Raw genomic sequence first — 25,167 nt, forward strand, 5'->3', positions numbered from 1 at the left:
TACAGTTACAACACTTTACAGGCGAAGCCTTTTAGGTAGAAGCCTTCTGGGTATGCTGTATCTGTTAGGTGGTCAGCGGCTTGCTCGAAGCGCTCGACAAATTTTACTGTTCTGCCTGCGTCTAGTGCAGCGTCAGCGATGATTTTTTGGAATAAATCAGTGCCCATCAAGCCAGAGCAAGAGTAGGTGAGTAGAGTGCCACCAGGGTTTAGGATTTGCATTGCAAGCATGTTCACGTCTTTGTAGCCATTAGCACCTGAAGTTAAGTTGTTTTTACTTGAAACAAACTTAGGTGGATCCATGATCACGACATCAAATTTAGTGCCTTGGTCTCGGTACTCACGAAGCAGTTTGAATACGTCGGCATTGAGGAATACCGCACGTTTTTTCGAGATATCAAATTCATTGAGTTCAGCGTTGAATTTAGCTGTATCTAGAGCTAATTGAGACACATCTGCGTTGATTACACGTTTTGCGTCTCCTTTCAGTGCGTAAAGACCAAAGCCACCAGTGTATGAGAAACAGTTAAGCACATCTTTGCCTTTAACATACTTCATTGACTCTTTACGGCTATCACGTTGGTCCATGTAGAAGCCTGTTTTGTGGCCTTCCATGATGTTTACGCTGATTTTGACGCCGTTTTCTTCAATGACGATAGATTTTGGTGGCTCTTCACCGTGAAGTACGCCAACAACTTGTTCTAGGCCTTCTTTTTTACGGACCGCTACGTCTGAACGCTCGTAAATATTACAGTCTGGGAAGCATTCAATTAAAGCTTCAACCAATACGCTCTTATTGAATTCAGCACCCGCACTTAGAAGTTGGCAAACTAGGAAGTCTTGATATTTGTCGATAGTGATACCCGGTAGGCCATCAGACTCTGCTGCGGTAAGGCGGTAGCCGGTTAAACCATCACGCTCAATGATGTCTTCGCGCAGTGATTGTGCGTCTTGAATTCGTTTTACGAAGAACGCTTTGTTGATTTCTTCTTTTTCAAATGTCCAAACACGAGCTCGAATTTGAGATTCTGGAGAATAAGCCGCTTTTGCAAGCCATTGACCATTCTGAGCATATACGTCTACAGTTTCACCTTGTTGTGGTTCGCCTTCGACCTTATCGATACCGCGTGAAAATACCCAAGGGTGTTTACGGCGTAGTGATTTATCTCGGCCTTTAGCTAGATGAATTGAAGGAGTCATAATTTACTCTGTTTGTTGAATTTGAAGGAGGGGTATTGTCGGGGAAGTACAAGGGAAAAGCAAATAAGAAAGGGCTGCCAAAGCAGCCCTTGTATTGAACAATCATTAGATGATGGCTAGATGTAAGTATTAAGCTTTAAGACCTGTCAGCAAACCTTCCATCGTATCGCTTTGCTTACGAAGTTGGTCAACGTTAGAGTTACTCTTACTGATCATCTCGCAGATGCCGTCTGATTGATGACGAATCTCTTCAACACTTTGTGCAATGTTATCCGCAACTACACCTTGCTCTTCTGCAGCAGTAGCAATTTGAGTACTACTATCAGAAATAGACTGGTTTTTCTCAGCTAAAGAACCGATCTCAACGTTCACTTCCGACATCAGAGTTTGGCCTTCATTAGCATTGCTCACTGTCACTTCCATAAGTTTTGTTAACGACTGGCTGTTACGTTGTAATGATTCTATCATGCTCTGAATTTCAACTGTCGCTTGTTGAGTTCGTCCGGCAAGGGCGCGAACTTCATCAGCAACAACTGCAAAACCACGGCCTTGCTCTCCAGCTCGAGCAGCTTCAATCGCAGCGTTTAGTGCTAACAGGTTAGTTTGTTCAGAGATACCATTGATGGTTGCGACTACTTCATCGATCTGTGCCGCATTAGCATCGAGTTCTTCTACTGCTTGCGAAGCCGATTGAATCTCTTGGGATAAGCTAGAGATCGATTCCAAAGTATTAGAAACCTTAACTTGACCACTTTGCGCGACACCGCGAGCGTCCATTGTTTGAGTGCTTGAATCATGAGCAAGGGTAGCGACTTCTCGAATCGTTGCTGCCATTTGTTCAGTGGCGCTCGCGAGGCTATTCAAATGCTCTTGTTGATTACTTGAGATATTTGAACTCTGTTGCGTTGATTGGTTTAAATCCGAACTGATTTGCTGCATGAGCGCAACGGACTCTTGGATTGAGAGAACCATGTTTTGCTCACGCTCGGCTACCTTATCGATAGTAATAGCAATTTCACTGAACTCATCGCGAACTAAAAAGTAGTTCATGCGACAAGTTAAATCGCCACTCGCAAGTGTGCTGAGTGCTTTGTTCATCGAGAACATAGCACCACCAATGAAAGTCATGATGTAGTAAACACCCAGAGCTATAAGCGTGAGAGTTACCGCAATAATCGAAACCTGAGTAGTAGATAGAGCTGACCATAAGTTTTGGTCATGGCTTGCGACTAAACTGAAGGCACCATTCATGACAGAAACAGATCCTGCACCATATCCTAAAGAGATGGTTTCAGAATTACTAATGAGTTGAGACACCTGATCTTTAGTGAGTTGTCCAGCTTCAATCAGCCCTTTCATCAGGTGTAATTCATCCTGGTAAAGGTGAGCAAGTAAAGAGTCCGCGGCGCTATCTAAAACTAGAGTCAGTATAACCAGGGCGATAAGAGGTAATAAGAATAGTAGATAGAACTTTTCTTGGATTTTTAGGTGAATGAGATATTTGTCAATCCAACGAAACGGGATTTCTTTCATAATTGTAATACTCGAAGTAAGCCCACCAATAAATGGTGAATGAATAGAATCGCAACTATATCATCCATATAATTTATGAGGCAACGTTATGGAAACTCTGCAGTATATTTTTGTCGTGTCAGGCGTAGTTCAGTGTGTTGGATTTCGTTATCACACCAGTAGACAGGCGCTGGATTTGGGCATTTCCGGCTATGCAAAGAACCTAAATGATGGTCGAGTTGAAGTGTTAGCGGTCGGAGAGGCGCTGAAACTTGAGAAGTTACACACTTGGCTTAATCTTGGGCCATCGAGCGCGACAGTAGACAATGTCGTCATGCATCAAGTTAAAGATAGTGAGCGGCAGGACGTACGTGTAGGGGAGTTTAAAATACTGTAGGATACTACAGTATTTACCTTTTTACCTTGAGATCAACCTAGCGCTATTTTAGTTCTACAAGCATTTTGCTGGTTTAGGTAAACCGGCGAGTTTGGTTGCTTGTTTGGCGGGGCCTTTCTTGAATAATTTGAATAGGTACTTGCTGTTACCTTTTTCTGGGCCATGCGCTTTTTCCATTGCTTTAACGAGCATGCGAACGGCTGGAGAGGTCTTGAATTCTTCGTAAAAGCTCCTTACAAAATGTACGACTTCTAAGTGTGCATCAGTAAGTTCAATTTCCTCATCTTGAGCAAGAATTTTAATCATACCTTCTTCCCATTGAGTGTAATCCAACAGATAACCTTGAGCGTCGGTTTTGATTTGCTTGCCGTTATATTCAAACATGTTTAATCCAGAGTCCAATTAACTATCCGGATAGAGTACATGACCAAGTTTATCTTTCTCAACAGAAATTGTAGCTATCTCAAAAAAATTACACTTATAGATAAAAAAAAGCCCAAGAGATAGGCTCTTGGGCTAGATATGATTCAGTGATGGAAGCGATTAGTCGTCGTTACCCATAATACCTAAGATGCTTAGTAGGCTGATGAAGATGTTGTAGATCGATACATACAAGCTAATCGTTGCAGAGATGTAGTTCGTTTCACCACCACGAATGATGCTTTGCGTTGTTAGCAAGATTACACCAGTCGAGAATAGGATAAACATACCGCTCATTGCCAGTGATAGTAGTGGCATTTGTAAGAAGATGTTTGCGACCATGCCGACTAGCAGAACAACGAAACCAGCCATTAGCATACCGTTAAGGAATGAAAGGTCACGTTTAGTTGTTAGGGCGTAAGCAGATGCAGCCATAAATGCCAGTGCAGTACCGCCAAGTGCAGTTAGGATGACATCACCCATGCCTGCGCCAACGTACATGTTTAAGACTGGACCGATGGTGTAGCCCAAGAAACCTGTAAATAGGAATGTGAAGACTAGACCCATGCTGTTGTCACGGTTCTTTTCTGTTAGGAATAGAAGGCCGTAGAAACCAACTAGCATAATGATAAGACCAGGGCGAGGAAGGTTCATCGCCATAGATACGCCTGCTACTACAGCAGACCAAAGTAGTGTCATAGACAGTAGTGCGTAGGTGTTACGCAACACTTTATTGGTTTGCAGAGCACTTTCTTGAGATGCTGTGCGTGAAAACATAGGGCTGTTCATAATCTTCCTCGTAAGGTGACTTCAATAGTTATTAGTACATTTATGGGGCTGAAAGTTCGAAAAATCAAGTCTTTCATTCCTCTTGTATACCTAAAATAATAATCAAAATAGTCGGTTAAGTGTTTCTGAAGGTGTAACAAAGTATTTCTAATGACGATAAAGTGTCGCTAACACTCGATGTTCAAACTTTTATAGTTATTGGCTAATGATTTATAACCTTTGGAAAACGAACGATAACATCGAAAAATAAAAAGAACATCGAAAAATAAAGAGGCGACCTAAGCCGCCTCTGTAGTTTATGCATCATAACACATTAATGGTGCAAGATTTGGCTCAAGAAGTTCTGCGTCCTGTCCGATTGTGGGTTTTCAAAGAAGTCGACAGGGTTGTTCTCTTCTATGATTTCACCGGCATCCATAAAGATAACGCGATCTGCGACCTCTTTAGCAAAGCCCATTTCGTGCGTTACACACAACATTGTCATGCCTTCTTCGGCCAATTCGACCATTACGTCCAATACTTCACGAACCATTTCTGGGTCTAGTGCCGATGTTGGTTCATCAAATAGCATAACCTGAGGGTTCATACACAAAGAACGAGCAATTGCCACACGTTGCTGTTGTCCACCAGACAGTTGGCCTGGGAATTTGTCCGCTTGCTCTGGTATTTTTACACGCTCGAGGAATTTCATTGCGATGGCTTCGGCTTCTTCCTTCGGCATCTTCTTCACCCAGATTGGTGCTAGGGTGCAGTTTTCCAATACCGTTAGGTGAGGGAACAAGTTGAAGTGTTGAAAACACATGCCTACATCTCTGCGCACGGCTTCAATGTTTTTCAGGTCTTCCGTTAGCTCATTACCAGATACAAAGATATGGCCTTTTTGGTGCTCTTCTAAGCGGTTGATACAACGAATCATCGTTGATTTTCCTGAACCTGAAGGGCCACAAATAACGATCTTCTCGCCTTTTTTAACTTCCAGATTGATGTTTTTAAGTACGTGGAATTCGCCGTACCACTTGTTCATGTCTTTCAACTCGATCATAAGACCTTGAGAGTTGTTTTCTGTTTGCTGCGTCATAATACGTCCTTGATCTTGTTAATTATCGTTTGTGACCGGTATGAAGTCTGTTTTCTAGCCAAATCGAGTATCTCGACATGCCAAAACAAAACACCCAGAACACTAACGCGACAAATACATAACTTTCTGTTGAATACCCAAGCCACTCAGGGTCGGTATTCGCGGCTTGGCCAATCCCTAGTACATCAAACATACCGATAATCAAAACTAGACTGGTATCTTTGAACAAACCAATAAAGGTGTTCACAATTGAAGGAATCGTGATTTTAAGAGCTTGAGGTAGAATGATCAGCCCTGTTTTTTTCCAGTAGCTCAACCCTAAAGCGTCAGCGGCTTCGTATTGACCTTTTGGTATTGCTTGCAAACCACCACGGATTACTTCCGCCATATAAGCAGCACTAAACAGTACTACCCCGACAAGCGCACGTATCAGTTTATCGGTCTCCATCCCCTCTGATAAAAAGAGCGGAAGCATTACCGAGGCCATGAATAAAACCGTAATTAACGGTACACCACGCCAGATTTCGATGTAAACGGTACACATACTGCGGATGATTGGCATTTCAGAACGACGCCCTAGCGCTAGTGCGACACCGATAGGCAGTGATACAACGATACCAACAAGTGCGATGATCAGTGTAACCAGTAGGCCGCCCCATTTATGGGTATCAACAACCTCTAGTCCAAATACACCACCGTATAGTAAGCCTGCAATGATAAACGGGTAGATGTTTACGAAGAATAACCAAATCCACGTACGTTTAGGTGTTTTTTCGTAAGCTAACAAAGCAACAAAAATAGCCAATGTTGCGTAGAAAAAACGAGGACGCCACAGTTCCGCTTCTGGGTAGAAGCCGTACATGAATTGGTCCCAACGGACACTAATGAAAACCCAACAAGCACCTTCGCTAGTACAGGCATCGCGTGTTGTTCCTATCCAATCAGCGCTCAAGAATGCCCAGTCAGCTATTGCCCATAATAAATTGAAAGCAAAGTAAGCAAGCACCACAGTGACGACACTGTTAATTGGTCCATTAAATAGATTTTTTCTTAACCAACCGACAGGTCCAACAGTATTCGCTGGAGGCGGAAGATCAGGTTGAAATTGATGTGTACTCATCTTATCTCTCCACCAACGCTACTTTGCGGTTGTATATGTTCATTAGAGCAGATGTTAATAGGCTTAGGGTCAAGTAGACGCCCATTGTCATCGCGATTACTTCGATAGCTTGTCCAGTTTGGTTCAATGTTGTTCCTGCAAATACAGACACAAGATCAGGATAACCAATGGCCATCGCAAGTGATGAGTTTTTGGTCAGGTTTAAATACTGACTGGTTAGTGGTGGGATAATAATTCTTAATGCTTGCGGAATAATGACTAGCTTAAGAGTTCTTGTTCGCGGGAGCCCTAGAGACATAGCAGCCTCTGTTTGCCCATGGTTTACCGCGTTGATACCTGAACGCACAATCTCGGCGATGAATGCGGCTGTGTAGATACTTAAAGCGAGCATCAATGCTGCTAATTCAGGAATGATGCTGATACCACCTTTGAAGTTAAACCCTTTCAGAACAGGGTACTCCGCAGAGATAGGCATACCCATAACAAAGTAAGTGACTAACGGTAAGCCCACAATCAGCGCTGCAGCAATTCGCAACATTGGTGTTTGTTGGCCGGTTAGCTTTTGTTTGTTATTAGCCCAGATGTTGATAACAAAAGTAGCGATGATACCGACAATCAATGATGCGATGACAATGCTACTGCCTTGCTCTAACACTGGAGCAGGGAAGTATAAACCGCGTACATTCAAGAAAATAGCCTCACCGAGGCTCATACTCTGACGAGCGGAAGGCAATGCTTGTAGAACAGCGAAATACCAAAAAAATATTTGTAGAAGAAGAGGGATATTTCGGAATATCTCAATGTAGACAGCTGCAAATCGGCTAACTAGCCAGTTTGAAGATAGCCTAGCGATACCCATACTAAACCCCAATACTGTGGCTAATATTATGCCTAATACTGAAACTAAAGCGGTATTGAGAAGACCGATAAAGAATGTACGACCGTATGAGAATGTTTCGTCGTATTCAATTAATGTTAAGCCGATACCAAAACCAGCTTCTTGGGAGAGAAAATCAAAACCAGTGGCGATACCACGGGAATCTAAGTTAGTGAGTGCATTATTTACAATTGTGTAAAAGAAAGCACAAAGCGCCGCGACGGCGAGAATTTGGAAAACAATTGAGCGAAAAGTGGGGTTGTAAAAAAGGTTGGCACTTTTGGGCTGTGGTTTTTCTTGAGTTGGAGAAATAGTTTCATTAGGTTTCATACTGCTATAACCTCAAATCCATTTAATAAATAGGGCGGAAAAGTCCGCCCTAATTGATGCTTGTAAATTTATTAACGGATTGGTGGAGCGTACATAAAGCCGCCCGCATTCCATAGTGCGTTTACGCCACGAGAGATCTGTAGTGGTGAACCTGTACCAACAGTTCGCTCAAAACTCTCACCGTAGTTACCAACTTGTTTAATGACTTGGTAACCCCAATCGTCACGAATGCCAAGGCCTTTACCTTTAGGACCGTCAACACCAAGAATACGCTTGATGTTTGGATCTTTTGACTTAAGCATTTCGTCAGCATTCTTAGAAGAGATGCCGTACTCTTCTGCGTTAATCATTGCAGAAAGGGTCCATTTAGCAACGTTGAACCACTTGTCATCATCTTGACGAACAACAGGGCCTAGTGGCTCTTTAGAGATGATTTCAGGAAGTACCTGTGCAGATTTAGGATCAGCTAGATTTAGACGAAGTGCATATAGACCAGATTGGTCAGTCGTTAGCACGTCACAACGACCCGCGTCGAAACCTTTTGATGTTTGTGCTGCCGTATCAAATACCACTGGCTTGTAAGACATGCCACTGTTACGGAAGTAATCGGCTAGGTTAAGTTCAGTCGTTGTACCTGATTGAACACACACTGAAGCGCCATCTAGTTCTTGAGCACTTGTAAGTCCAAGTTCTTTCTTAACCATGAAGCCTTGACCATCGTAGTAGTTAACGCCTACGAAGTTCAAACCTAGAGCAGTGTCACGATGTAGCGTCCATGTTGTGTTACGGGATAGTACGTCTATTTCACCAGATTGAAGCGCGGTAAAGCGCTCTTTTGCTGTTAGCGGTACATACTTAACTTTAGTCTTGTCACCGAGTACAGCCGCTGCAAGAGCTTGACAATACTCAACATCAATTCCTTCCCATTCACCTTTTGAGTTAGGGTTAGAGAACCCTGGAAGACCGGTACTTACACCACAAGTTAGAAAACCTTGAGATGTGACTTTGTCCAGAGTGCTTTCTGCCGCTGATGCTGATGTTGCCATCATCGCAGTTGATGCAGCTACTACTGAAGCAAGAAGTGTTAGTTTATTTGTCATTTGTATCCTTCCTTGTTAACCAGGTGACACCTGATACTCATACTCGTTTGAGTGTCTCTTGTGTGTTGCGTTGTCTATGACCTTGTTGCTCAAATTAAGCGAGTTGCATTTTGCAAATGAAACCGTATGCGATTTAAACAACTGTTTATAAGGTTAGGAAAGGATCCGTAGTTTCACAAATGTATAATTTAAAAAGAATTTTGAATGAAATCACAAATCCGAACACAATTAGAATGACTAAATGTTAACTGAATGTAAATAGTGCAACGGTTCACACTGTTGGTGCAACGAGATTTAGGTTTTTATATTGATGGTGGGCTAGGTAAATATTCTGAATTAAAGTCACATTGATGGCGTATTGGCCTTAAGAAAGTCGAAAATTTGGTCAATAAATATTTTTATTGCGCTTGGATAGTTATGAATATGCTCCAAATTTGGTAGCATGTCTGAATAGTTATTGAAGTAGCCTCAAGGAAGAACATGCGTTATTTTCCAATGTTTTTGGATGTAGAGAATAAGCCAATTCTAGTGGTTGGTGGGGGCGAGGTTGCTTGCCGAAAAGTCGATAGTTTGCTACGAGCGGGTGCTAATGTAACTTTGGTTTCTCCTAAGGTAGCACCTTACTTAAAAGAGCTAGCCGATGAAGACAAACTTCGTTGGGTTCAAAATTTCTACTCGTCACAGCTTATCTCGAAAAACTACTTACAAGTGTGGGCAACGACCGACAACCCAAGCCTAAATCATCAAGTACATAATGATGCAAAAAAAATGGGTATTCTTGTCAATGTGGTCGATGATTTACCCTATTGTGACTTCATCACTCCCTCAATGATAAATCGCGGGAGAATCCAAATTGCGATCTCAAGTGGGGGCGCATCACCTGTTTTGGTGAGAAATATTAGAGAAAAACTCGAAACCGTATTGCCTCAGAATATTGGTTTGATTGCAGACTTTGGTGCATCAAAACGCAATTCGATTAAAGAGTCTTTTCCTACTGTTGATGAACGCCGTAAATTCTGGGAGCGCTTTTTGTCTTCCAGTTTTATCAATCAAGTAACGGAACGCGAGCAACTGGAAACTTATTATCAGCAATCTTTGGCGGAACCTGTCGATAATAAAGGGCAAGTGACTTGGATTGAATTCGAGCAAGATGTAGAACTTCTCTCTATGAAGGCGCTGCGCTTGATGCAAGAAGCAGAACTCGTACTATCGCCAAAAGAGTGCCCATTCGAATTTATAGACTTATGCCGTCGAGACGCAGAAAGAGATCTCTATTCTAATAGCGGAGAGCTATCAACCAAGCTTGAGCAGGCAAGAGCTGAGAAATTACGAGTGTGTGTGTTTATTCCACCAGCAAGCGTAGAGTTTAATTTGTTGGTCGGTAAAGACCTAAAATTGTCTGCTGCAAAAGTGCTCAGTTAAGGCTCGATCTATCTAGCTCGGTTCAAATGCCCTCGTGGTATACGAATAAAGCTGACCAGATAAAAAAAAGCCACTTCTTAAAAGAAGTGGCTTTTTTTTATTTAAAACACGACATTGTGTTGATGGATGAGCAACTCAAATAGGCAGTCGCTCAAACTCAAAAATTAGTCGCGGAAATTGTCAAATTGGAAAGGTTGACCAAGTTCACCGCTACGAACTAGAGCCATAACAGCTTGTAGATCATCACGTTTCTTGCCGGTTACACGAACTTTGTCGCCTTGGATAGAAGCTTGAACTTTAACTTTGTTGTCTTTGATTAGCTTAACGATCTTCTTAGCTACATCAGTTTCAATGCCTTGCTTAAAGATAACCGTTTGGTGCCAAGTGCGACCTGTCTGGTCTGCCGCTTTTGCTTCCATCGCGTTAGGATCAACATTACGCTTTGTTAGGTTGCTACGAAGGATATCGCGCATTTGCTTCAGTTGAAAATCGTCTTGAGCAGTCAATTTTACTGATTCATCTTTGTAATCAAAGCTTGCTTCAACGCCGCGGAAATCGAAACGAGTCGATAGTTCACGGTTTGCGTTGTCTACCGCGTTACGCAGTTCTACTGCTTCTACTTCAGAGATAATGTCAAATGATGGCATTGTGTTGTTTCCTTAAGCTAAGTTTCTATCTTTAATTGCTGTTGCAAGCATGTCTAGCATTGTTGCCGTATCTTCCCAGCTTAGGCATGGGTCAGTAATCGACTTGCCGTATTCTAGGTTGTTGATATCTGTCATTGGTTGGTTACCTTCAACAATGAAGCTTTCCGCCATGATGCCTGCAATTTGATTCTTGTTAGATTTGATTTGTTCACAAATGTCTTGCGCTACTTCTAGCTGCTTACGGTGCTGTTTTTGACAGTTAGCGTGGCTAAAGTCTACAACTAAACGTTGAGGCAGGTCGAATTCAGCCAACTGCTTACATGCGTTATCCACAGATTCAGCATCGAAGTTAGGGCCTTTATCGCCACCACGTAGAATTACGTGACCGTATGGGTTACCAGAAGTGCGGTAAACCGTCATGCGGCCGTTCTTGTCTGGCGAGTAGAAGTAGTGTGAAGCATGCGCTGCACGAATCGCATCAATGGCAATTTTGATGTTGCCGTTAGTCGCGTTTTTGAAGCCAACTGGGCAAGACAGTGCAGAAGCCATTTCACGGTGAATCTGAGATTCAGTCGTGCGAGCGCCAATTGCGCCCCAAGTTATAAGGTCTGCAATGTACTGACCGGTGATCATATCAAGGAATTCAGTCGCGGTAGCTAGGCCAAGCTTGTTGATATCTAGCAATAGCTTACGTGCTTTATTCAAGCCTGTTTCAAGTGCGTATGAACCATCGAGATTTGGATCGGTAATTAAACCTTTCCAACCTACAACCGTACGAGGTTTCTCGAAGTAGGTTCTCATGACAACGAATAATTCATCTTTGTATTGATCTTGAATCTGGCTTAGACGTTCAGCGTAATCAAGTGCCGCATCTGTATCGTGAACAGAGCAAGGACCTACGATAACTAATAGGCGATTATCACGACCCGTTAGGATATCTTCGATTTGGCGGCGAGAATTCTTAATGCGCTCAGCAACGTCGTCAGTAATAGGGTGTGCATTGCCTAGTTCGGCAGGAGTTGGCATAGGACCCAGAGCTTGGGTTCTCAACTCATCAGTTTTTAATGGCATGTGATAGCTTTTTTATTCTATTGCGAAGTGGTTAAGATAACGGAATTGAACAGAGGAATAAACTCTCTTAAGTCAAAGTTATCTCTGTTATTGCTAATATTCTCATTTTTATAGGCAGGCCAACGTCAAATGGGGGATTTTCACTTGTATTAACAGGCAGCTATCGGTATTTTCGTTTGAACACAACATAAAAATGCTGGAGCAGCAATGACTCAAGAAAATCAAAGCACTTTGCACCCAGAACTTGTCTTAGGTGATGTGCTGCCTTCTTACAACGATAATAATAATTCCAACCACTTATACGTTTCATTGTCTGAATTGGTCATGGATCGTGTCTTCTATCATCCAAGTATTGAAAGTCATTTAGAAACACTGACTGATATCGAAAAAACCTCTTTAGATGCGATCCTTGGTGATAAAACAGTCGATGAACATTTTGTTTCAACCTTGGTTATTGCCATCCAAGCAGCCGTTCAGCCAAACCACGCTACTGTTCGTATTGCGTTAAGTAGTGCTGATAGCTATGGCTTCCGTTCGCTACTTGGTGGTAGCTGTGAAGCCGAAGAGATAAACCCGGCACTAGGTGTTCGTGGGGTTGCGCGTTATGCGACAGCCGAGTACAGCAAGGCTTTCGCTTTAGAGTGTCAGGTTATTAAAGCGCTGCGAGAGCAGGGTATTAACGTTGAAGTGGTTGTACCGTATGTACGAGCATTAAGCGATGCCGCTAAGATTATTGATTTGCTTGCAGAGCAAGGCTTACCACGTGGGCTTAATGGTTTGAAAGTACTGTTCTCGTGCGATGTGCCGTCTGCAGTGCTACTAAGCGAAAGGTTACTTCATTACTTCGATGGTGTTGTGGTAAACGTTGATAGCTTAGCGTCTTTCACTTTAGGTGTAGACAAGCACAATGAAGCTCAGCAACACGCTTTTGATCCTCAAAACGAGGCGGTTATTACCTTGTTGAGTATGATTGTTAAAGCAACACTGAACGCGAAGAAGCCCGTCCTGCTTGTGACTCAAGGCCTGGTGGACTACCCGCGCTTACAAGGGTTCATTGCGGATCTCGAAGGTGTAGAAACAGTTATCACTGCATAAACCAGCTTATTGTCTAGATAAATCAACTTGCTGTTTGAGTTTATCTAAGTCACTAAAGCTTTGAGAATAAGGGAGATATCATTATGCGATGATATCTCGTTTTTTTAACATTTTTTTGACATGTACATTGCAAATCGATTAACTGGTCTGATGACTCATTTGACTAGGTAACTCGAATGCTGACCCCTCTACAAAAAGCAAATTTCTACTTGAGCATGTTTGGCTTTTTCAAAGTGCCTCTAATCTGGCTATGTCGACCAAAACTGCTCGCGCTGGATAATCAACATGTTGAAGTAAAAATTCCTCTCAAAAGGCGAACTAAGAATCACCTCAACAGCATGTATTTTGGTGTACTAGCAGTAGGTGCTGATGTGGCGGGTGGCTTTCTTGCAATGAGTAAATCTCAGCAGCAAGGCGAAAAGATCTCGCTGGCATTTAAAGAGGTGACAGGTAATTTCTTGAAGCGTCCAGAAGGTGACGTACACTTCACTTGTAACGATGGTGAGTTGATCAACACTATGTTGGCAGAAACTATGTCTACTGGCGAGCGTGTGAATCAACCCGTGACGATTATCGCGACTTGTCCGTCTTTGCATGGCGACGAGCCAATGGCGGAGTTCACGTTAACGCTTTCTATTAAGAAAGTACCTTCGAGAAAGTAGCTCGGAAATATAAGGTTGGGCTGAATCTGAAGATCATAGTTCAACAGAAGGCAATCGTTGAACAAGTGGAAGAGCGGTATGTGAATCTAGTATCCATATACCGTACCGCATATCCTAACAACGTTATGATTCTTGAGTGATTTGCTCGATATCAACGATCTTTGAACGATTCATGACGATTTTCCAGCGGTAATAGGTAGGTTCATCGTCGTGATTGTTCTCTTTAATGATCAGGTTGAGCAGGTGGCGTTTTTCTACTGATTCTCGGCTTACTTGCCCTTCATTCATGCGATATACGTTATTTGAACCCTTGTCCATTAAGCGTGTTAGCGCTCTGAGGCTGATCGATACGGTTTCACGAGTCTCTTCGTAACCACTCATGAATGTCGATGTCGACATTTCTGTATGCGAACGATAGTGTAGAATTTGCTCTTCACGTTGAACAACACGTTTCTTGCGTATTGATTGAATACGGTCTGCTAACTTAGAAAAATTTGCGTAGTCCAACCATTCAAGCTTATGGCCGACAGATTTATTGGTTGTTGGATCAAAGTAGCGGCGTTTCCATTTAGGTTTGCCTTTACGAAGCCAGCGCCAAAGGATATCTCTCAAGTCATCTTTGAATATCTCGCGTAACGCATAGATAAATGACATCGATACGATGAAAGATGCGGTGATCTCTCCCAGAAAGTCGCGAGCTAATATAACGGTTGTGGTAACCACCACCATGACTAAGCCTGTGGCGATACCTTTAACGGCTCTCTTCACGTTCTTACCCATTGATGTCGTTTTTTCTTTGAGGACGATAGGGTGTTCGATCAAACGTCGTAACAGTCGCATCTTGTTGCTCAAACGTGTTACGTCTTCTCGTACCTTCGCTGAGTTATACCGATTAAGTTTTCGATGGGCGGTCTCTTTTTCACAAAGCGTCAAGAGTCGCTCTTTTATCGTCGAGTATTCACTGCCACGTGGCATATGTGATACCAAAGATAAGAATTTTTGCTCCGTGTACCAAGAAAGGTAATTATCAATATTGGCATAATAGCGCTTTAGGTTTTCTTCATAAGGAATACTACGACGAAGCTTCTTGAGGATATCCAAAGCCAGTTCGATGACTTCATCGACATCATCAGCCGTTACGTCGTCACTATCTGTCTTATTCAAGCTGCTCACGGCTTTATCTAAAGCAATCACGTATTGATAGGCGAACAAACTCAAACTCACACGATACTGTGTCGTCGATAAGCGTCCGCGTTTTGCCAAGCGGCTGTGTACCAATGGTAATAGTGTCTTATCACTGTAGTAAGCGCGCTTTTGAGTAATTGAACTGTAGAAGAAGGCACTTTCAGAAAGTACTTCAGGAGTCAGTCCGAGTTCACCGGGAATGAATAGATAAACGTCCATATCGAGCTTTTTAGTCTTCGCCATCGCATGGTTAATTTTAAGTGTTATCGCATCTTGTTTATCAACGGTGATCAACGATGTCTCCTAGAATGTAAAAATATGAATGAAACTAGCGAAAGCATATCAGAGATCACGTATAATCACCGCCAAATTTAAAGTAGAGACAATCTTGATGATTAATATTGGTCAAATAAACAACCTAGAAGTAGTAAAACAAGCAGACTTCGGTGTATTCCTTGACGCGAGCGACTATGGAACCGTGTTGCTGCCGAAACGATTTACTCCTGAAGGTGTTGAAATTGGTCAAAAGCTAGATGTTTTCTTATACATTGATTCTGACAACCAGATCGCTGCCACAACTGAAAAACCAATCGCTCAAGTAGGGCAGTTTGGCTTGATGACGGTTGAAGGTGTTAACAGCACTGGTGCATTCATGAGCTGGGGCGTAAAAGGTAAGGACCTTCTTGTTCCTTTCAGCGAGCAGCGCGGTCGTTTAAACGAAGGCCAGTCAATCTTAGTATATGTGTATATCGATAAAGCATCGAGCCGTATCGTTGGTACAACGAAGTTCAACAAATGGTTAGACAACACGCCTGCGACTTATAAGCAAAATGAGCAAGTTGATCTCATTATCGCTGAGCGCAGCCAACTTGGTTACAAAGCGATCGTGAACGGTGAACACTGGGGTATGATTTTCCCATCAGACATCATCGGTAAGCTGTTCATTGGTAAGACACTAAAAGGCTACATTAAAAACGTTCGTGAAGAAGACGGTAAGATTGATTTGTCTCTTCAGAAAATTGGTGTTGCTAAGATGGATGACCTAAGCACTAAGGTTCTGGATCTTCTTGAGAAGAAGGGCGGTTACCTGCCTTTGAATGATAAGTCTTCTCCTGAAGCGATTTTCTCTGCATTCAGAACCAGTAAAGGTACGTTCAAGAAGACAATTGGTGGTTTGTACAAATCTGGCAAGATCACTATCGACAAAGAAGGTATCAGCTTAGTTAAATAAGCGTTCTTTTCGGTCAAAAAAAAGCCCAAACCTTCCTGTTTGGGCTTAGGGGAAAGGGCTCCGAAGAGCCTACGCTAATCGTTTAAATCTTTTGACTATTAGGTTGAAGTCTAGTTTAGATTCCCTAAAGTGCGATTTTTCTTATTTGAAATAGTGACTTGAATTGATATTTGTATAATTAGTTGTTGATTTACAAGCGCTCGCACATTGAGTTACATGACCGGTAGAAAAAAACCAAACAATTAACATTGTTTGGTTTTTTGTTTGTGCACTTCTTTAAGCCGTTAAATTGTTAAGCACAAAAGCTATTTAGAATAGGTTTTTATCGCGCACGAGTTCGCGTGGTAAACCGTTCTTCACTCGGTTGCCAACCCACTTACCAAGGCCGATGATTGCACCATTGTACTTCACTAGTACTTCACCTTTGCCTGACAAGCCTTCAGGGCGAACATCGCGTCCCATAAACCATTCACGAGCATCTTCAATGCTAAGGTCTACAATGTTGGCTTCATTGCCTGTAGCGAGCGTTGTCGCGACTTGGTGCTGCCAGCGGTAACCTTTTTTATGAGTTTCAGCGATCTTGATGCCCATGCGAGAGAAACGGAACTCACCGATCATTGGTTCTAGCGCTTCCGGGAATAGCCAAACGTCTTTATCACGAATCCAAACTTGAGTATCACTTGGCAGTTCGATATCGAGTGCGCCCAGCAGTTGTTCAGCGACTTCTTGTTGAGCTTTCTTTGACGCTTTTTCAAATGGGAATTTACCCATACGCTTTTTAACTTCTGGTGGTGTAACAGACGCTAGTTTACGGATGCGTGCAACAAAGAAACCTTCCGAATCATACACTTGTGGGAAGATGTGTAGAAAGCCTTCTTCTGTCGTGGTTGCTTTAGCATTGTCGAATAATGATTCAAGAGATTCGAATTCTACCGCATCACCAAAGGTCTCTTTTAGGTGATGACACACTTGTTGGTTCTCTTCCGTGCTTAACGTACAGGTTGAGTAAACCAGAACGCCGTTAGGTTTGAGAGCATGAAAAGCACTTTCAATCAGATCTTTTTGAGTGTCAGCAATATCGACTACAGATTGATACGTCCAGTTCTTCATCGCATCTGCGTCTTTGCGTATCGTACCTTCACCAGAGCAGGGCGCGTCTAGCAGCACAGCATCAAACTGTTCTGGTAACCACCCACCGAAAACTCGACCATCAAAGTTACTGAGTGCGGCATTACGAACGCCACAACGTTCGATGTTGGCATGAAGAACTTTCACGCGGCTTGCGGCGTATTCATTGGCAACCAATACGCCGCGATTATTCATTAGCGCCGCGATTTGCGTTGTTTTAGAACCGGGTGCAGCCGCAGTGTCTAATACGGCTTGGTAGTCAGTCTCACCTTGGAAAAGTGCTGACGGTGGCATCATAGAACTGGCTTCTTGGATATAGAAAAGGCCAGACATGTGTTCTGCCGTATTACCTAGTGGCGCTTCACTTTCATCAGCTGTAATCCAAAACCCCGTTTCGCACCAAGGTACAGGTTCCAGTTCCCAGCCTTTCTCTTTTGCTCGTACTAAGAAGTCTTCAACACTGATTTTCAATGTGTTGACTCGAATACTTTTACGAAGTGGTTTTTGGCATGACGCGACAAAAGAAGCCATATCTAGATGACTAGGCATGATTGATTCGATGTGCGTTAGGAATTCTTCAGGAATATATACGTTAGCGTGCAAAAGAGTGTCTCGATTTATTGCATTAATGCGGGGGAGTTTAAAGCAAAATGAAGCCGTCCTAAACCATATTTATAGCAAACAACAAAAATGCAGCCGAATGGCTGCATTTTGATGATGAATTATTCTTCGTTAAGCTGCATTAATTTGCATGGAGCTGCTGAGGATTCAGTCTATGGGCGAGGAATTGCGGTTCTCCATGATTTCCACTCATCTTCGGCTTTAGGATAGAGATAGAAAGACTGATCTTCGTTTGCCACTGGCTGAAGTTCATTGGTCGGTGGCGTTGAGAATGTAATACCACCTCTTAACAAGCTGTCTATCGTTCCAGCTTTGATGTTTGCACCAGATAGACCGATAGAGACATCGACACCTGATACGTTCCAAAACACGGTGTTTGCGCGGATCAGATACGCGTAGTCAGGTTCGATTTGAATCGTAGAGATGATTCGGTCAGCAAACTCGCCTAGTTGAACATCGATAACACTACCGATTTCTAATTCTCGGAATAGGATCGGTGTGCCTTCTGATACCGAGCCTCGCGTTTCGCTTTGTAGCTGGAATATCTTGCCTTCAGGCTGCACTGGCCCTTTGCTAAGCTTAAATTTCGTATTTCTGTCACCATTGCCCGGATCTACGTTGATGTGCTTAGAGAGCAGTGCAGAGACGTTTTTGATGCCATTAAGGCCGATTTCAGGTTCTGCTAACCAGAAGTGACTCTTCGCAACGGCAATCTTGTCTACGTACTCAGGTAAAATACGCGCAGTAATTTCAATGCCGCCTTTATTGAAGTTAGGAATCACCAAGGTAACCTCACCAACAGTGACGCCTTGATATTTGATAGGCATGCCTTTGCTGACTTCTTGATCGCCAGAAGAGGTAATCGTAATCGCACGACCAAATTTTCGCGCGGATTTCGAATCTTTGTAAAGCTTCCACACGTCACCAAGTTTGTTGTCTATTCCTGGAAGAGAGTCAAAAGCAATACCGCCTTGAATAAGTGTTTTAACGGGGGCCGCTTTAATACTGATACCCGATAGCGACGCATCAATCTCAACGCCTGAGCGGTTCCAGAAAACAGTATGTTCATTGAGTAAGTGTGTGTAACGATTTTCGATCGTGACTTTGATTCTCACGCCACCATCGACAAGCTGAAAATCAGAAATGCTACCCACTTGTAGGTTGCGGTAAAGTAGAGGACTTCCTTTAGAAATTGAAGGTAGCTCGCTCGCAAACAACGAAAGTGTTTTTGAGCCAGACTGATTAAACTTGGCGATTTCTGCTAACGATTTGCTTTGGAAAAGCTGATAGTCAGTTCGTGCTTTCGACTGACCTTCGCTAACAAAGCTAATTGAGCCAGTAAGAAGTTGTTTTGCCGGTGGAACCGTCACACTTAAGCCAGATTCGGTTAGCTCTGCAGTCGCACTGCCTGTCACAAAGAAACGGTTATGGCTTTTGATTAGGTGAGCATATTCGTTATCGATAAGTGCATCCATAAACACTTCGTACTTGTCAGAGCCAGTACCCACACCATCGACTAAACCTACTTGGATGATAGAGCCAACAGCAATGCCTTTGTAGAGTAGCTGTGTACCGACATCCAACCCGAATGAATTGTTCGACGTTAAGCGAATCGCAACGGATTTTTCTTGTTCCTGACTGAACTCATTTTTGCGAATCGCAGTAAATCGACGCGCTTTTACACCTTCGCCTGGAACCAAGGTTAGAAAATTCCCCGTGACTAAGTTGGCAATATTTTTCATGCCAGTAAGTGACAGTTCAGCTTCCTCTAAAACGAATTGACTGCCACTATTTAAAAAATCACTGAATGCAGGTTGAATAGCTGCAGATGCGATGACGTTTTCACGCCCTTCGCTTAAAGATAGATCAGTGATTTGACCGATTTCGATGCCTCGATACATGATCGGAGCACCCGTTGCGCTGATCTTGTTGTCGTCGGGTACGGCTATCTTGATCGAGATACCACGACCGGCGGTTTTCAAATCTGGGTAAAGTTTGAATTTGGTGTTCATCTCTACGGGCTGACCTTCTCCCGGAGAGTCGACCGCAATTGAACCGCCAAGCAGAGCACTGAGGCTTTCTAAGCGTACGTCGACACCAGAAAATCCGATACTGGCACCTAAGCCACTGACATTCCAAAAACGGCTTTGGTCGGTAATGATATGGCTGTATTCATCTTTAATCGCCGCTTGAATCGTCACGGATTTTGCGTTGTCGTTTAGCTGGTAGTTGTAAACTTCACCAATTGGAATTTTACGATAAACGATTTGAGAGCCAACAGACACCCCCCCCAGGTCTTTGGTCGTCAATGAAATATTCAGACCCTCCGAAGCCAATAGGTCAGAAGGGGATGATTCTAAGGCTTGGAAAACGGTTTCTGGTTCTTGCTTGGTTTCGCTAGGATGGATAGCAATATAGTTACCTGAAACAAGCGCATCTAACCCTGAGATACCAGATAAACTTGCCGTTGGTTTTACGAGCCAGAAACGCGTGCCTTTTGAGAGTAGCTTTTTCGCTTCTGGATAGATGTCAGCATCGACATAGATGCTCGATAAATCTTTGGACAAGGTGATGTCGCGCACCATACCCACCTCTAAGCCTTGGTAGCGAATTGTCGTTCGACCTGCGACTAAACCTGCGGCATCTGAGAAATATATTTGCACACGTTGTCCTGCATCGTGTATCGATTTCATGACCAACCAACCCGCTAATGCGACGGTTAGTATCGGCAGGATCCACAAAGGGGAAATACCTTTGTTTTTCCTGACTTCTGGTGAATATGACGTTTGTGATTGGTTATCGTTGTTCATTCACTGACTCATCTTTAGAGGTGTAGTTATCCCAAATTAGCCTAGGGTCTAAGCTTTCCGCCGCCAGCATCGTGAGAACAACCACGACGCCAAAAGCGACTGCACCATAACCTGGTGTAAAGTTTAAAATTTGTCCACGGTCGACCAAGGTCATCATGATCGAAATAACGAACAGATCCATTACCGACCACTTTCCCACCCATTTCACAATGAAATAGATGGTCATACGTTGTCTATGGTAAACCGCACGCTTCATTTTGATACAAATTAAGATATACGTTAGACCAAGTATTTTCGCGACAGGTACGACGATACTGGCAATAAAAATGATCGCTGCTATGCCATACATATCGCTATTGATTAGCGAGGCGACACCGGAAATTATGGTGTCTTCTAGTCTTTGCCCGTTTGTTATCACGATAGAAATTGGAATGACGTTGGCCGGCACGATAGCCACTGAGGCGGCAAAAAGTAGAGCCCATGTCTTTTGTACAGAGTAAGGTTTGCGATGATATAAGTCATGGTGACAACGTACGCAAGTGTGCCCATCAGGCTGAGACAGGTGACAGTTATGACAGTGTACGTTCTTACTTTGATCAAAAGAGTAGTCAGACTCTTGAGCCCAAGCTTCCCAGTAGCGACGCACACTGATTCTGCTTACCAATAACACACTGAAAAGCTGCAGTAGAATCAGGCCAACTAAACCAGGACCGACGAAAATATCTGAGTAATCTTGTAATTTGAAGCACGAGATTGCCACGCTCACCAGAAACACATCCAACATCATCCAGTGCTTAAGTGTCTGAATGATGGCTAATGCATAACGAAATGGTGTGAAAATCTTAAAGCGCAATGATACGTGTGTGATGAGTACCGAGGTACAAACGAGTAACGGGGCGATCGAACTGCAGAATAAGATCAACAAGCCAAGTAGAGGGAAGCCTTCACCCATTAAAGTAAAGACGCCAGATGGTAGCGTCGCAGGTATCATGACACCAATCAGGCGAATACTGATGAATTCAAAAAAATGTGAGGGGATAAACAGCAATAAGCAGGTAATCGCAATTGCAAGGTTTCCAGATAGGCTAGGGGTGCCGCCTCTATAAAGTTGAGTACCGCATCTTGGGCAGTAAGCGGATTTCCCCAAAGGGATGTCCATTTTATCTACGGGAAGTTCGCAGCCCTGACAAAGACGTACAGAGCTGCTATCGCACTGGTGCTCGGTTGTTAACTGAGACTGAGTCGATAAAGAGTTGGTTACTGACGGGGAGATCACGCGACCTCCCAAGTTGAAACACTAATCAGACTTTTAACCTGATTTAAATGCCTAGAACAACACTGATTTAAATCTCTAGAACAATAAACATCAGGCGTGCGATTGCACACTGCCATAGAGTGTTTGATATAATCCTTGTTGTTCAACCAATTCACCATGTGTTCCTGTCTGTGTAACTTGCCCATCTTCTAAAACATAGATTAGATCGGCCTGTTTCACCGCTGATAATCGATGAGCCACTATCAAAGTTGTGCGATCTTTCAAAAACTCGCTCAGCGCTTTATGCAGTGCTGACTCTGTTGCTGTATCGAGCGCTGATGTCGCTTCATCTAGAATAACAAACTTAGGATTGCTCAGCACCATTCGGGCTATAGCTAAGCGTTGTCGTTGCCCGCCAGACAGTCGAACGCCATTCCTACCAATTTGTGTATCTAAGCCATTACTTAGTTGCTTGATGACATCTTGCATTTGAGAGACTTCAAGTGCACGCCACAACGACATTTCATCGTATTCAGCACCAAGGGTCAGATTATGCCTTAATGTATCGTTAAAGAGTATAGGTTGTTGTAAAACAACGGCAATTTGACTTCGTATTACATCGAAACTGATGTCGTCGGTGGTTTCGCCGTTATAACGAATGCATCCAGAGTCCGCTTGATAAACACCAATCAGTAACTGGATTAACGTAGATTTACCACCACCACTCGCACCCACCAAAGCGACTTTCTTACCTGCAGGAATGTGCAGCGACAGCCTATTTAAAACAGTGTTTTCTAATGTGTAAGAGAATGTAACCTCTTCAATGTCGACTGTCACTTCTTGATCTTCATTAAATGGGTTCACTTTACTGATAGGGCGCTTCTCTTCTTCTAACTGAAGAAGGTCGTTGATGCGCTGAAGTGCTGCTTTTGCGCTATACCAAGAGAATTGAATCCCTAGCAGCTCTTGAACCGGGCCTAACATGAACCACAAGTAACCAAATACCGCGAAAATCTGACCAATCGTTAAGTCGCTGAATAACACCATTAGCATCGCGACGGCACGGAAAAGCTCGAAACCTAATAAGAACAGCAGAAACGAAACACGACCAGCAGCTTCCGATTGCCAAGCGTATTTGTCTGCATCGACTCTTACTTGGTTTGCTTGAACCTTAAGTTCATCGAGAAAGATACGTTCCTTATTTGCCGCACGCAGTTGGTAAATTCCGTCTAAGGTTTCCACTAAACGGTTTTGAAAGCGCTCGAAAGATTGGTTCTCATACTTTTTAAGGTGTTTAACTCTGCTACCTAGTTTACGGGAGAAATAAATCACAACAGGATTGACCAGTAAAATGAACAGTCCTAAACGCCACTCTAACCATAGCAACACGATAGCGGTACCGAACACGGTCAGGAAGCTGATGATAAATTTAGAAAGGGTCGAGCCAATGAACTTATCAATTGTCTCTATGTCTGTTATCAGGTGAGCATTAATACCGCCGCTGCCTTTGGTCTCGTATTGTCTAATACTAATGCGGCCAAGCTTATCTATCATCTTGCTGCGCATTTGATAGGTAATTGTTTTTGAGACAAGCGTGAATTGACGCCCTTGTAGAATGTTCAACGCTTGGCTAACAGTACGCATGATTATGACTAACAGCAAAGTCAGTGCAATATAGCCAGTTGGTGTCTGCAACGATGTTGGAAGTAGATGGTTCATCATCTCTAAGCCAGAAGCCGGCTTATCAAGTAATACTTCATCAACCATTAATGGCATGAGCAACGGGATAGGGACACTAATGAGAGTTGCAAGTATGGCAATAATGTTAGCAAACAGTAATTTGGACTTGTGTTTTTTTACTTGAGTTATTAACCAAGAACGGCTAATAGTGTCTTCTGAATTGGTCATTATAATGAGAATAAGTCCTATTTAGTTTGATGGCCGCATTTTACTGCGTTCTCTTGATAATGGAAGTCTCAATTTAATTGGAAGTTAATATGAAAATAGAACATTACCAACGCTTAACCAAACAAGCCGTTGCATTAATTGAATCAGAACCCGATCTAACTGCTAATCTAGCTAATATCAGCTCATTATTATTCATGGAATTGGATGAGTTAAATTGGGCTGGCTTCTATTTAATGAAGCAGGAGCAAGCTAAGGAAAAAGACGAACTTGTGCTTGGCCCATTCCAAGGTCAACCGGCTTGCGTTCGAATTCCGGTAGGGCGTGGTGTGTGTGGAACTGCGGTTGCGACGAATACAGTTCAGCGCATTCATGATGTTCATGAATTCGAAGGACACATCGCTTGTGACGCTGCAAGTAACTCAGAAATCGTTATACCATTTTCGATTGACGGGAAAATAGCGGGCGTTCTTGATATCGATAGCCCAAATGTTGGCCGTTTTTCTCAAATTGACGAGGACGGATTAACATTTTTCATGGCAGAAGTGGAAAAGCTGCTTAATTCGCACGCGAACAAGGCATAAATTATTCTCTTACTGTGGTTTTTCCCAAGCATCTCTCTATAATACGTAAAAATATTTTCTTAATGCTCGCGGAAAACCGCAAAAACCAGGAACCCACATGGAAAACACTGAAAAGTTAAAAAACAGCAAAGAAGTTATCGCATATGTTGCTGAATGTTTCCCTAAATGCTTTACTCTAGAAGGTGAAGCGAAACCACTTAAAATTGGTATTTTTCAAGATCTTGCTGAACGTCTAAATGAAGACGAAAAAGTAAGTAAGACTCAGCTTCGTGCAGCGTTAAGACAGTACACATCATCATGGCGTTACCTGCACGGCGTAAAAGCTGGCGCAGAACGTGTTGACCTAGACGGCAACGTATGTGGCACACTAGAAGAAGAGCACGTTGAGCACGCTAAAGCGACACTTGCAGAAAGCAAAGCGAAAGTTCAGGCTCGTCGTAAAGAACAAGCACAGAAAGCTCGTGACGAAGGCAAAGCGAAAGCTAAAGCGAAGAAAGCTCAACAGCCTCGTCGTCAAGCGCCTAAAGCACCGAAAGTAGAAAAGCCTGTAGAAACACGCGCTTTGAACGCCGATGAATTTATCACTGGTAAAGAAGTAAATGTGAACATGGGTACAGGAAACATGGCTGCGACCATTGTTGAAATCAATAAGGAAGATGTGCGTGTTCAGTTAGCAAACGGCCTACAAATGGTTGTTAAAGCGGAGCACTTGCGCGCTTAAAGGAGATA

At 43.1% G+C, this 25,167-nt stretch carries 22 protein-coding genes; 7 read left to right on the forward strand and 15 right to left on the reverse strand.

Translation table 11 applies throughout. The features are described from left to right. Positions 1-5 precede the first annotated feature (5 nt). Both Q5H80_RS06400 and Q5H80_RS06405 read right to left on the reverse strand, forming a co-directional pair. Positions 6-1,199, reverse strand: a complete 1,194-nt coding sequence (locus Q5H80_RS06400) for a class I SAM-dependent methyltransferase (RefSeq protein ID WP_102249672.1) — start codon at positions 1,197-1,199, stop codon at positions 6-8. A gap of 129 nt (positions 1,200-1,328) precedes the next feature. Continuing rightward, the gene (locus tag Q5H80_RS06405; protein WP_304569285.1) at positions 1,329-2,732 is read right to left on the reverse strand and encodes a methyl-accepting chemotaxis protein; all 1,404 of its coding nucleotides are present in this window, start codon (positions 2,730-2,732) and stop codon (positions 1,329-1,331) included. Positions 2,733-2,820: 88 nt separating this feature from the next. Here Q5H80_RS06405 and yccX point away from each other — a divergent pair, with 88 nt between their 5' ends. Then, entirely contained in the window at positions 2,821-3,108 is a 288-nt protein-coding gene (yccX, locus tag Q5H80_RS06410; RefSeq protein ID WP_304569286.1) for an acylphosphatase, read from the forward strand. 54 nt (positions 3,109-3,162) lie between these two features. On the opposite strand, the gene Q5H80_RS06415 is transcribed toward yccX, so the two are convergent. From Q5H80_RS06415 to Q5H80_RS06440, 6 genes are all read right to left on the reverse strand, one after another. Continuing rightward, a complete protein-coding gene (locus Q5H80_RS06415) occupies positions 3,163-3,492 on the reverse strand; it encodes a TusE/DsrC/DsvC family sulfur relay protein (protein ID WP_304569287.1) in 330 nt (109 codons plus the stop codon). A 159-nt stretch (positions 3,493-3,651) separates the two neighbouring features. Beyond that, positions 3,652-4,317 (reverse strand): Bax inhibitor-1/YccA family protein, encoded by a 666-nt coding sequence (locus tag Q5H80_RS06420; RefSeq protein ID WP_304569288.1) that lies wholly within the window; start codon positions 4,315-4,317, stop codon positions 3,652-3,654. A gap of 313 nt (positions 4,318-4,630) precedes the next feature. Continuing rightward, complete coding sequence (locus Q5H80_RS06425; protein WP_009846639.1) at positions 4,631-5,395, reverse strand: amino acid ABC transporter ATP-binding protein; 765 nt, start codon at positions 5,393-5,395, stop codon at positions 4,631-4,633. Between the two features lie 22 nt (positions 5,396-5,417). Then, positions 5,418-6,515 carry an amino acid ABC transporter permease gene (locus Q5H80_RS06430; protein ID WP_102249670.1) on the reverse strand — a complete coding sequence of 366 codons (1,098 nt, stop codon included), beginning with the start codon at positions 6,513-6,515 and terminating at the stop codon, positions 5,418-5,420. A gap of 1 nt (position 6,516) precedes the next feature. Beyond that, positions 6,517-7,722 (reverse strand): amino acid ABC transporter permease, encoded by a 1,206-nt coding sequence (locus Q5H80_RS06435; protein ID WP_304569289.1) that lies wholly within the window; start codon positions 7,720-7,722, stop codon positions 6,517-6,519. A 71-nt stretch (positions 7,723-7,793) separates the two neighbouring features. Then, positions 7,794-8,822: an amino acid ABC transporter substrate-binding protein gene (locus Q5H80_RS06440; RefSeq protein ID WP_004733634.1), complete on the reverse strand. Its 1,029-nt coding sequence runs from the start codon at positions 8,820-8,822 to the stop codon at positions 7,794-7,796. A 480-nt stretch (positions 8,823-9,302) separates the two neighbouring features. On the opposite strand from Q5H80_RS06440, the gene Q5H80_RS06445 reads away from it, so the two are divergent. Then, on the forward strand, positions 9,303-10,244 hold the full coding sequence (locus Q5H80_RS06445) for a bifunctional precorrin-2 dehydrogenase/sirohydrochlorin ferrochelatase (protein WP_304569290.1): 942 nt from the start codon (positions 9,303-9,305) through the stop codon (positions 10,242-10,244). 164 nt (positions 10,245-10,408) lie between these two features. Here Q5H80_RS06445 and Q5H80_RS06450 read toward each other — a convergent pair whose 3' ends face one another. Next, complete coding sequence (locus Q5H80_RS06450; RefSeq protein ID WP_004733632.1) at positions 10,409-10,891, reverse strand: YajQ family cyclic di-GMP-binding protein; 483 nt, start codon at positions 10,889-10,891, stop codon at positions 10,409-10,411. A 12-nt stretch (positions 10,892-10,903) separates the two neighbouring features. Beyond that, the gene (locus Q5H80_RS06455; protein WP_009846643.1) at positions 10,904-11,962 is read right to left on the reverse strand and encodes a 3-deoxy-7-phosphoheptulonate synthase; all 1,059 of its coding nucleotides are present in this window, start codon (positions 11,960-11,962) and stop codon (positions 10,904-10,906) included. Positions 11,963-12,169: 207 nt separating this feature from the next. On the opposite strand from Q5H80_RS06455, the gene Q5H80_RS06460 reads away from it, so the two are divergent. Both Q5H80_RS06460 and Q5H80_RS06465 read left to right on the forward strand, forming a co-directional pair. Then, positions 12,170-13,057, forward strand: a complete 888-nt coding sequence (locus tag Q5H80_RS06460; RefSeq protein ID WP_122047524.1) for a putative PEP-binding protein — start codon at positions 12,170-12,172, stop codon at positions 13,055-13,057. Positions 13,058-13,233: 176 nt separating this feature from the next. Continuing rightward, the gene (locus Q5H80_RS06465) at positions 13,234-13,719 is read left to right on the forward strand and encodes a PaaI family thioesterase (protein WP_017082222.1); all 486 of its coding nucleotides are present in this window, start codon (positions 13,234-13,236) and stop codon (positions 13,717-13,719) included. Between the two features lie 123 nt (positions 13,720-13,842). On the opposite strand, the gene Q5H80_RS06470 is transcribed toward Q5H80_RS06465, so the two are convergent. Then, positions 13,843-15,198: a hypothetical protein gene (locus tag Q5H80_RS06470; RefSeq protein WP_012603874.1), complete on the reverse strand. Its 1,356-nt coding sequence runs from the start codon at positions 15,196-15,198 to the stop codon at positions 13,843-13,845. A 28-nt stretch (positions 15,199-15,226) separates the two neighbouring features. Between Q5H80_RS06470 and Q5H80_RS06475 the strand changes: the two genes are divergently transcribed. Beyond that, entirely contained in the window at positions 15,227-16,135 is a 909-nt protein-coding gene (locus Q5H80_RS06475) for a S1 RNA-binding domain-containing protein (RefSeq protein ID WP_009846647.1), read from the forward strand. Between the two features lie 309 nt (positions 16,136-16,444). Here the strand turns inward: Q5H80_RS06475 and rsmF are convergent, their stop codons facing one another. The 4 genes from rsmF to Q5H80_RS06495 form a co-directional block, all read right to left on the reverse strand. Further along, positions 16,445-17,866, reverse strand: a complete 1,422-nt coding sequence (gene rsmF / locus Q5H80_RS06480) for a 16S rRNA (cytosine(1407)-C(5))-methyltransferase RsmF (protein WP_304569291.1) — start codon at positions 17,864-17,866, stop codon at positions 16,445-16,447. A gap of 170 nt (positions 17,867-18,036) precedes the next feature. After that, on the reverse strand, positions 18,037-20,694 hold the full coding sequence (locus tag Q5H80_RS06485) for an MlaD family protein (protein WP_304569292.1): 2,658 nt from the start codon (positions 20,692-20,694) through the stop codon (positions 18,037-18,039). After that, positions 20,681-21,982: a paraquat-inducible protein A gene (locus Q5H80_RS06490; protein ID WP_304569293.1), complete on the reverse strand. Its 1,302-nt coding sequence runs from the start codon at positions 21,980-21,982 to the stop codon at positions 20,681-20,683. The genes Q5H80_RS06485 and Q5H80_RS06490 overlap by 14 nt, the downstream gene beginning before the upstream one ends. A gap of 78 nt (positions 21,983-22,060) precedes the next feature. Then, the gene (locus Q5H80_RS06495) at positions 22,061-23,857 is read right to left on the reverse strand and encodes an ABC transporter ATP-binding protein (protein WP_304569294.1); all 1,797 of its coding nucleotides are present in this window, start codon (positions 23,855-23,857) and stop codon (positions 22,061-22,063) included. 89 nt (positions 23,858-23,946) lie between these two features. Here Q5H80_RS06495 and Q5H80_RS06500 point away from each other — a divergent pair, with 89 nt between their 5' ends. Continuing rightward, a complete protein-coding gene (locus Q5H80_RS06500) occupies positions 23,947-24,438 on the forward strand; it encodes a GAF domain-containing protein (protein ID WP_304569295.1) in 492 nt (163 codons plus the stop codon). A gap of 97 nt (positions 24,439-24,535) precedes the next feature. Then, the gene (proQ, locus tag Q5H80_RS06505; protein WP_009846654.1) at positions 24,536-25,159 is read left to right on the forward strand and encodes an RNA chaperone ProQ; all 624 of its coding nucleotides are present in this window, start codon (positions 24,536-24,538) and stop codon (positions 25,157-25,159) included. The last annotated feature ends 8 nt before the right edge of the window (positions 25,160-25,167 follow it).

Source organism: Vibrio sp. SNU_ST1 (assembly GCF_030563405.1).
Taxonomy (GTDB): Bacteria; Pseudomonadota; Gammaproteobacteria; order Enterobacterales; family Vibrionaceae; genus Vibrio.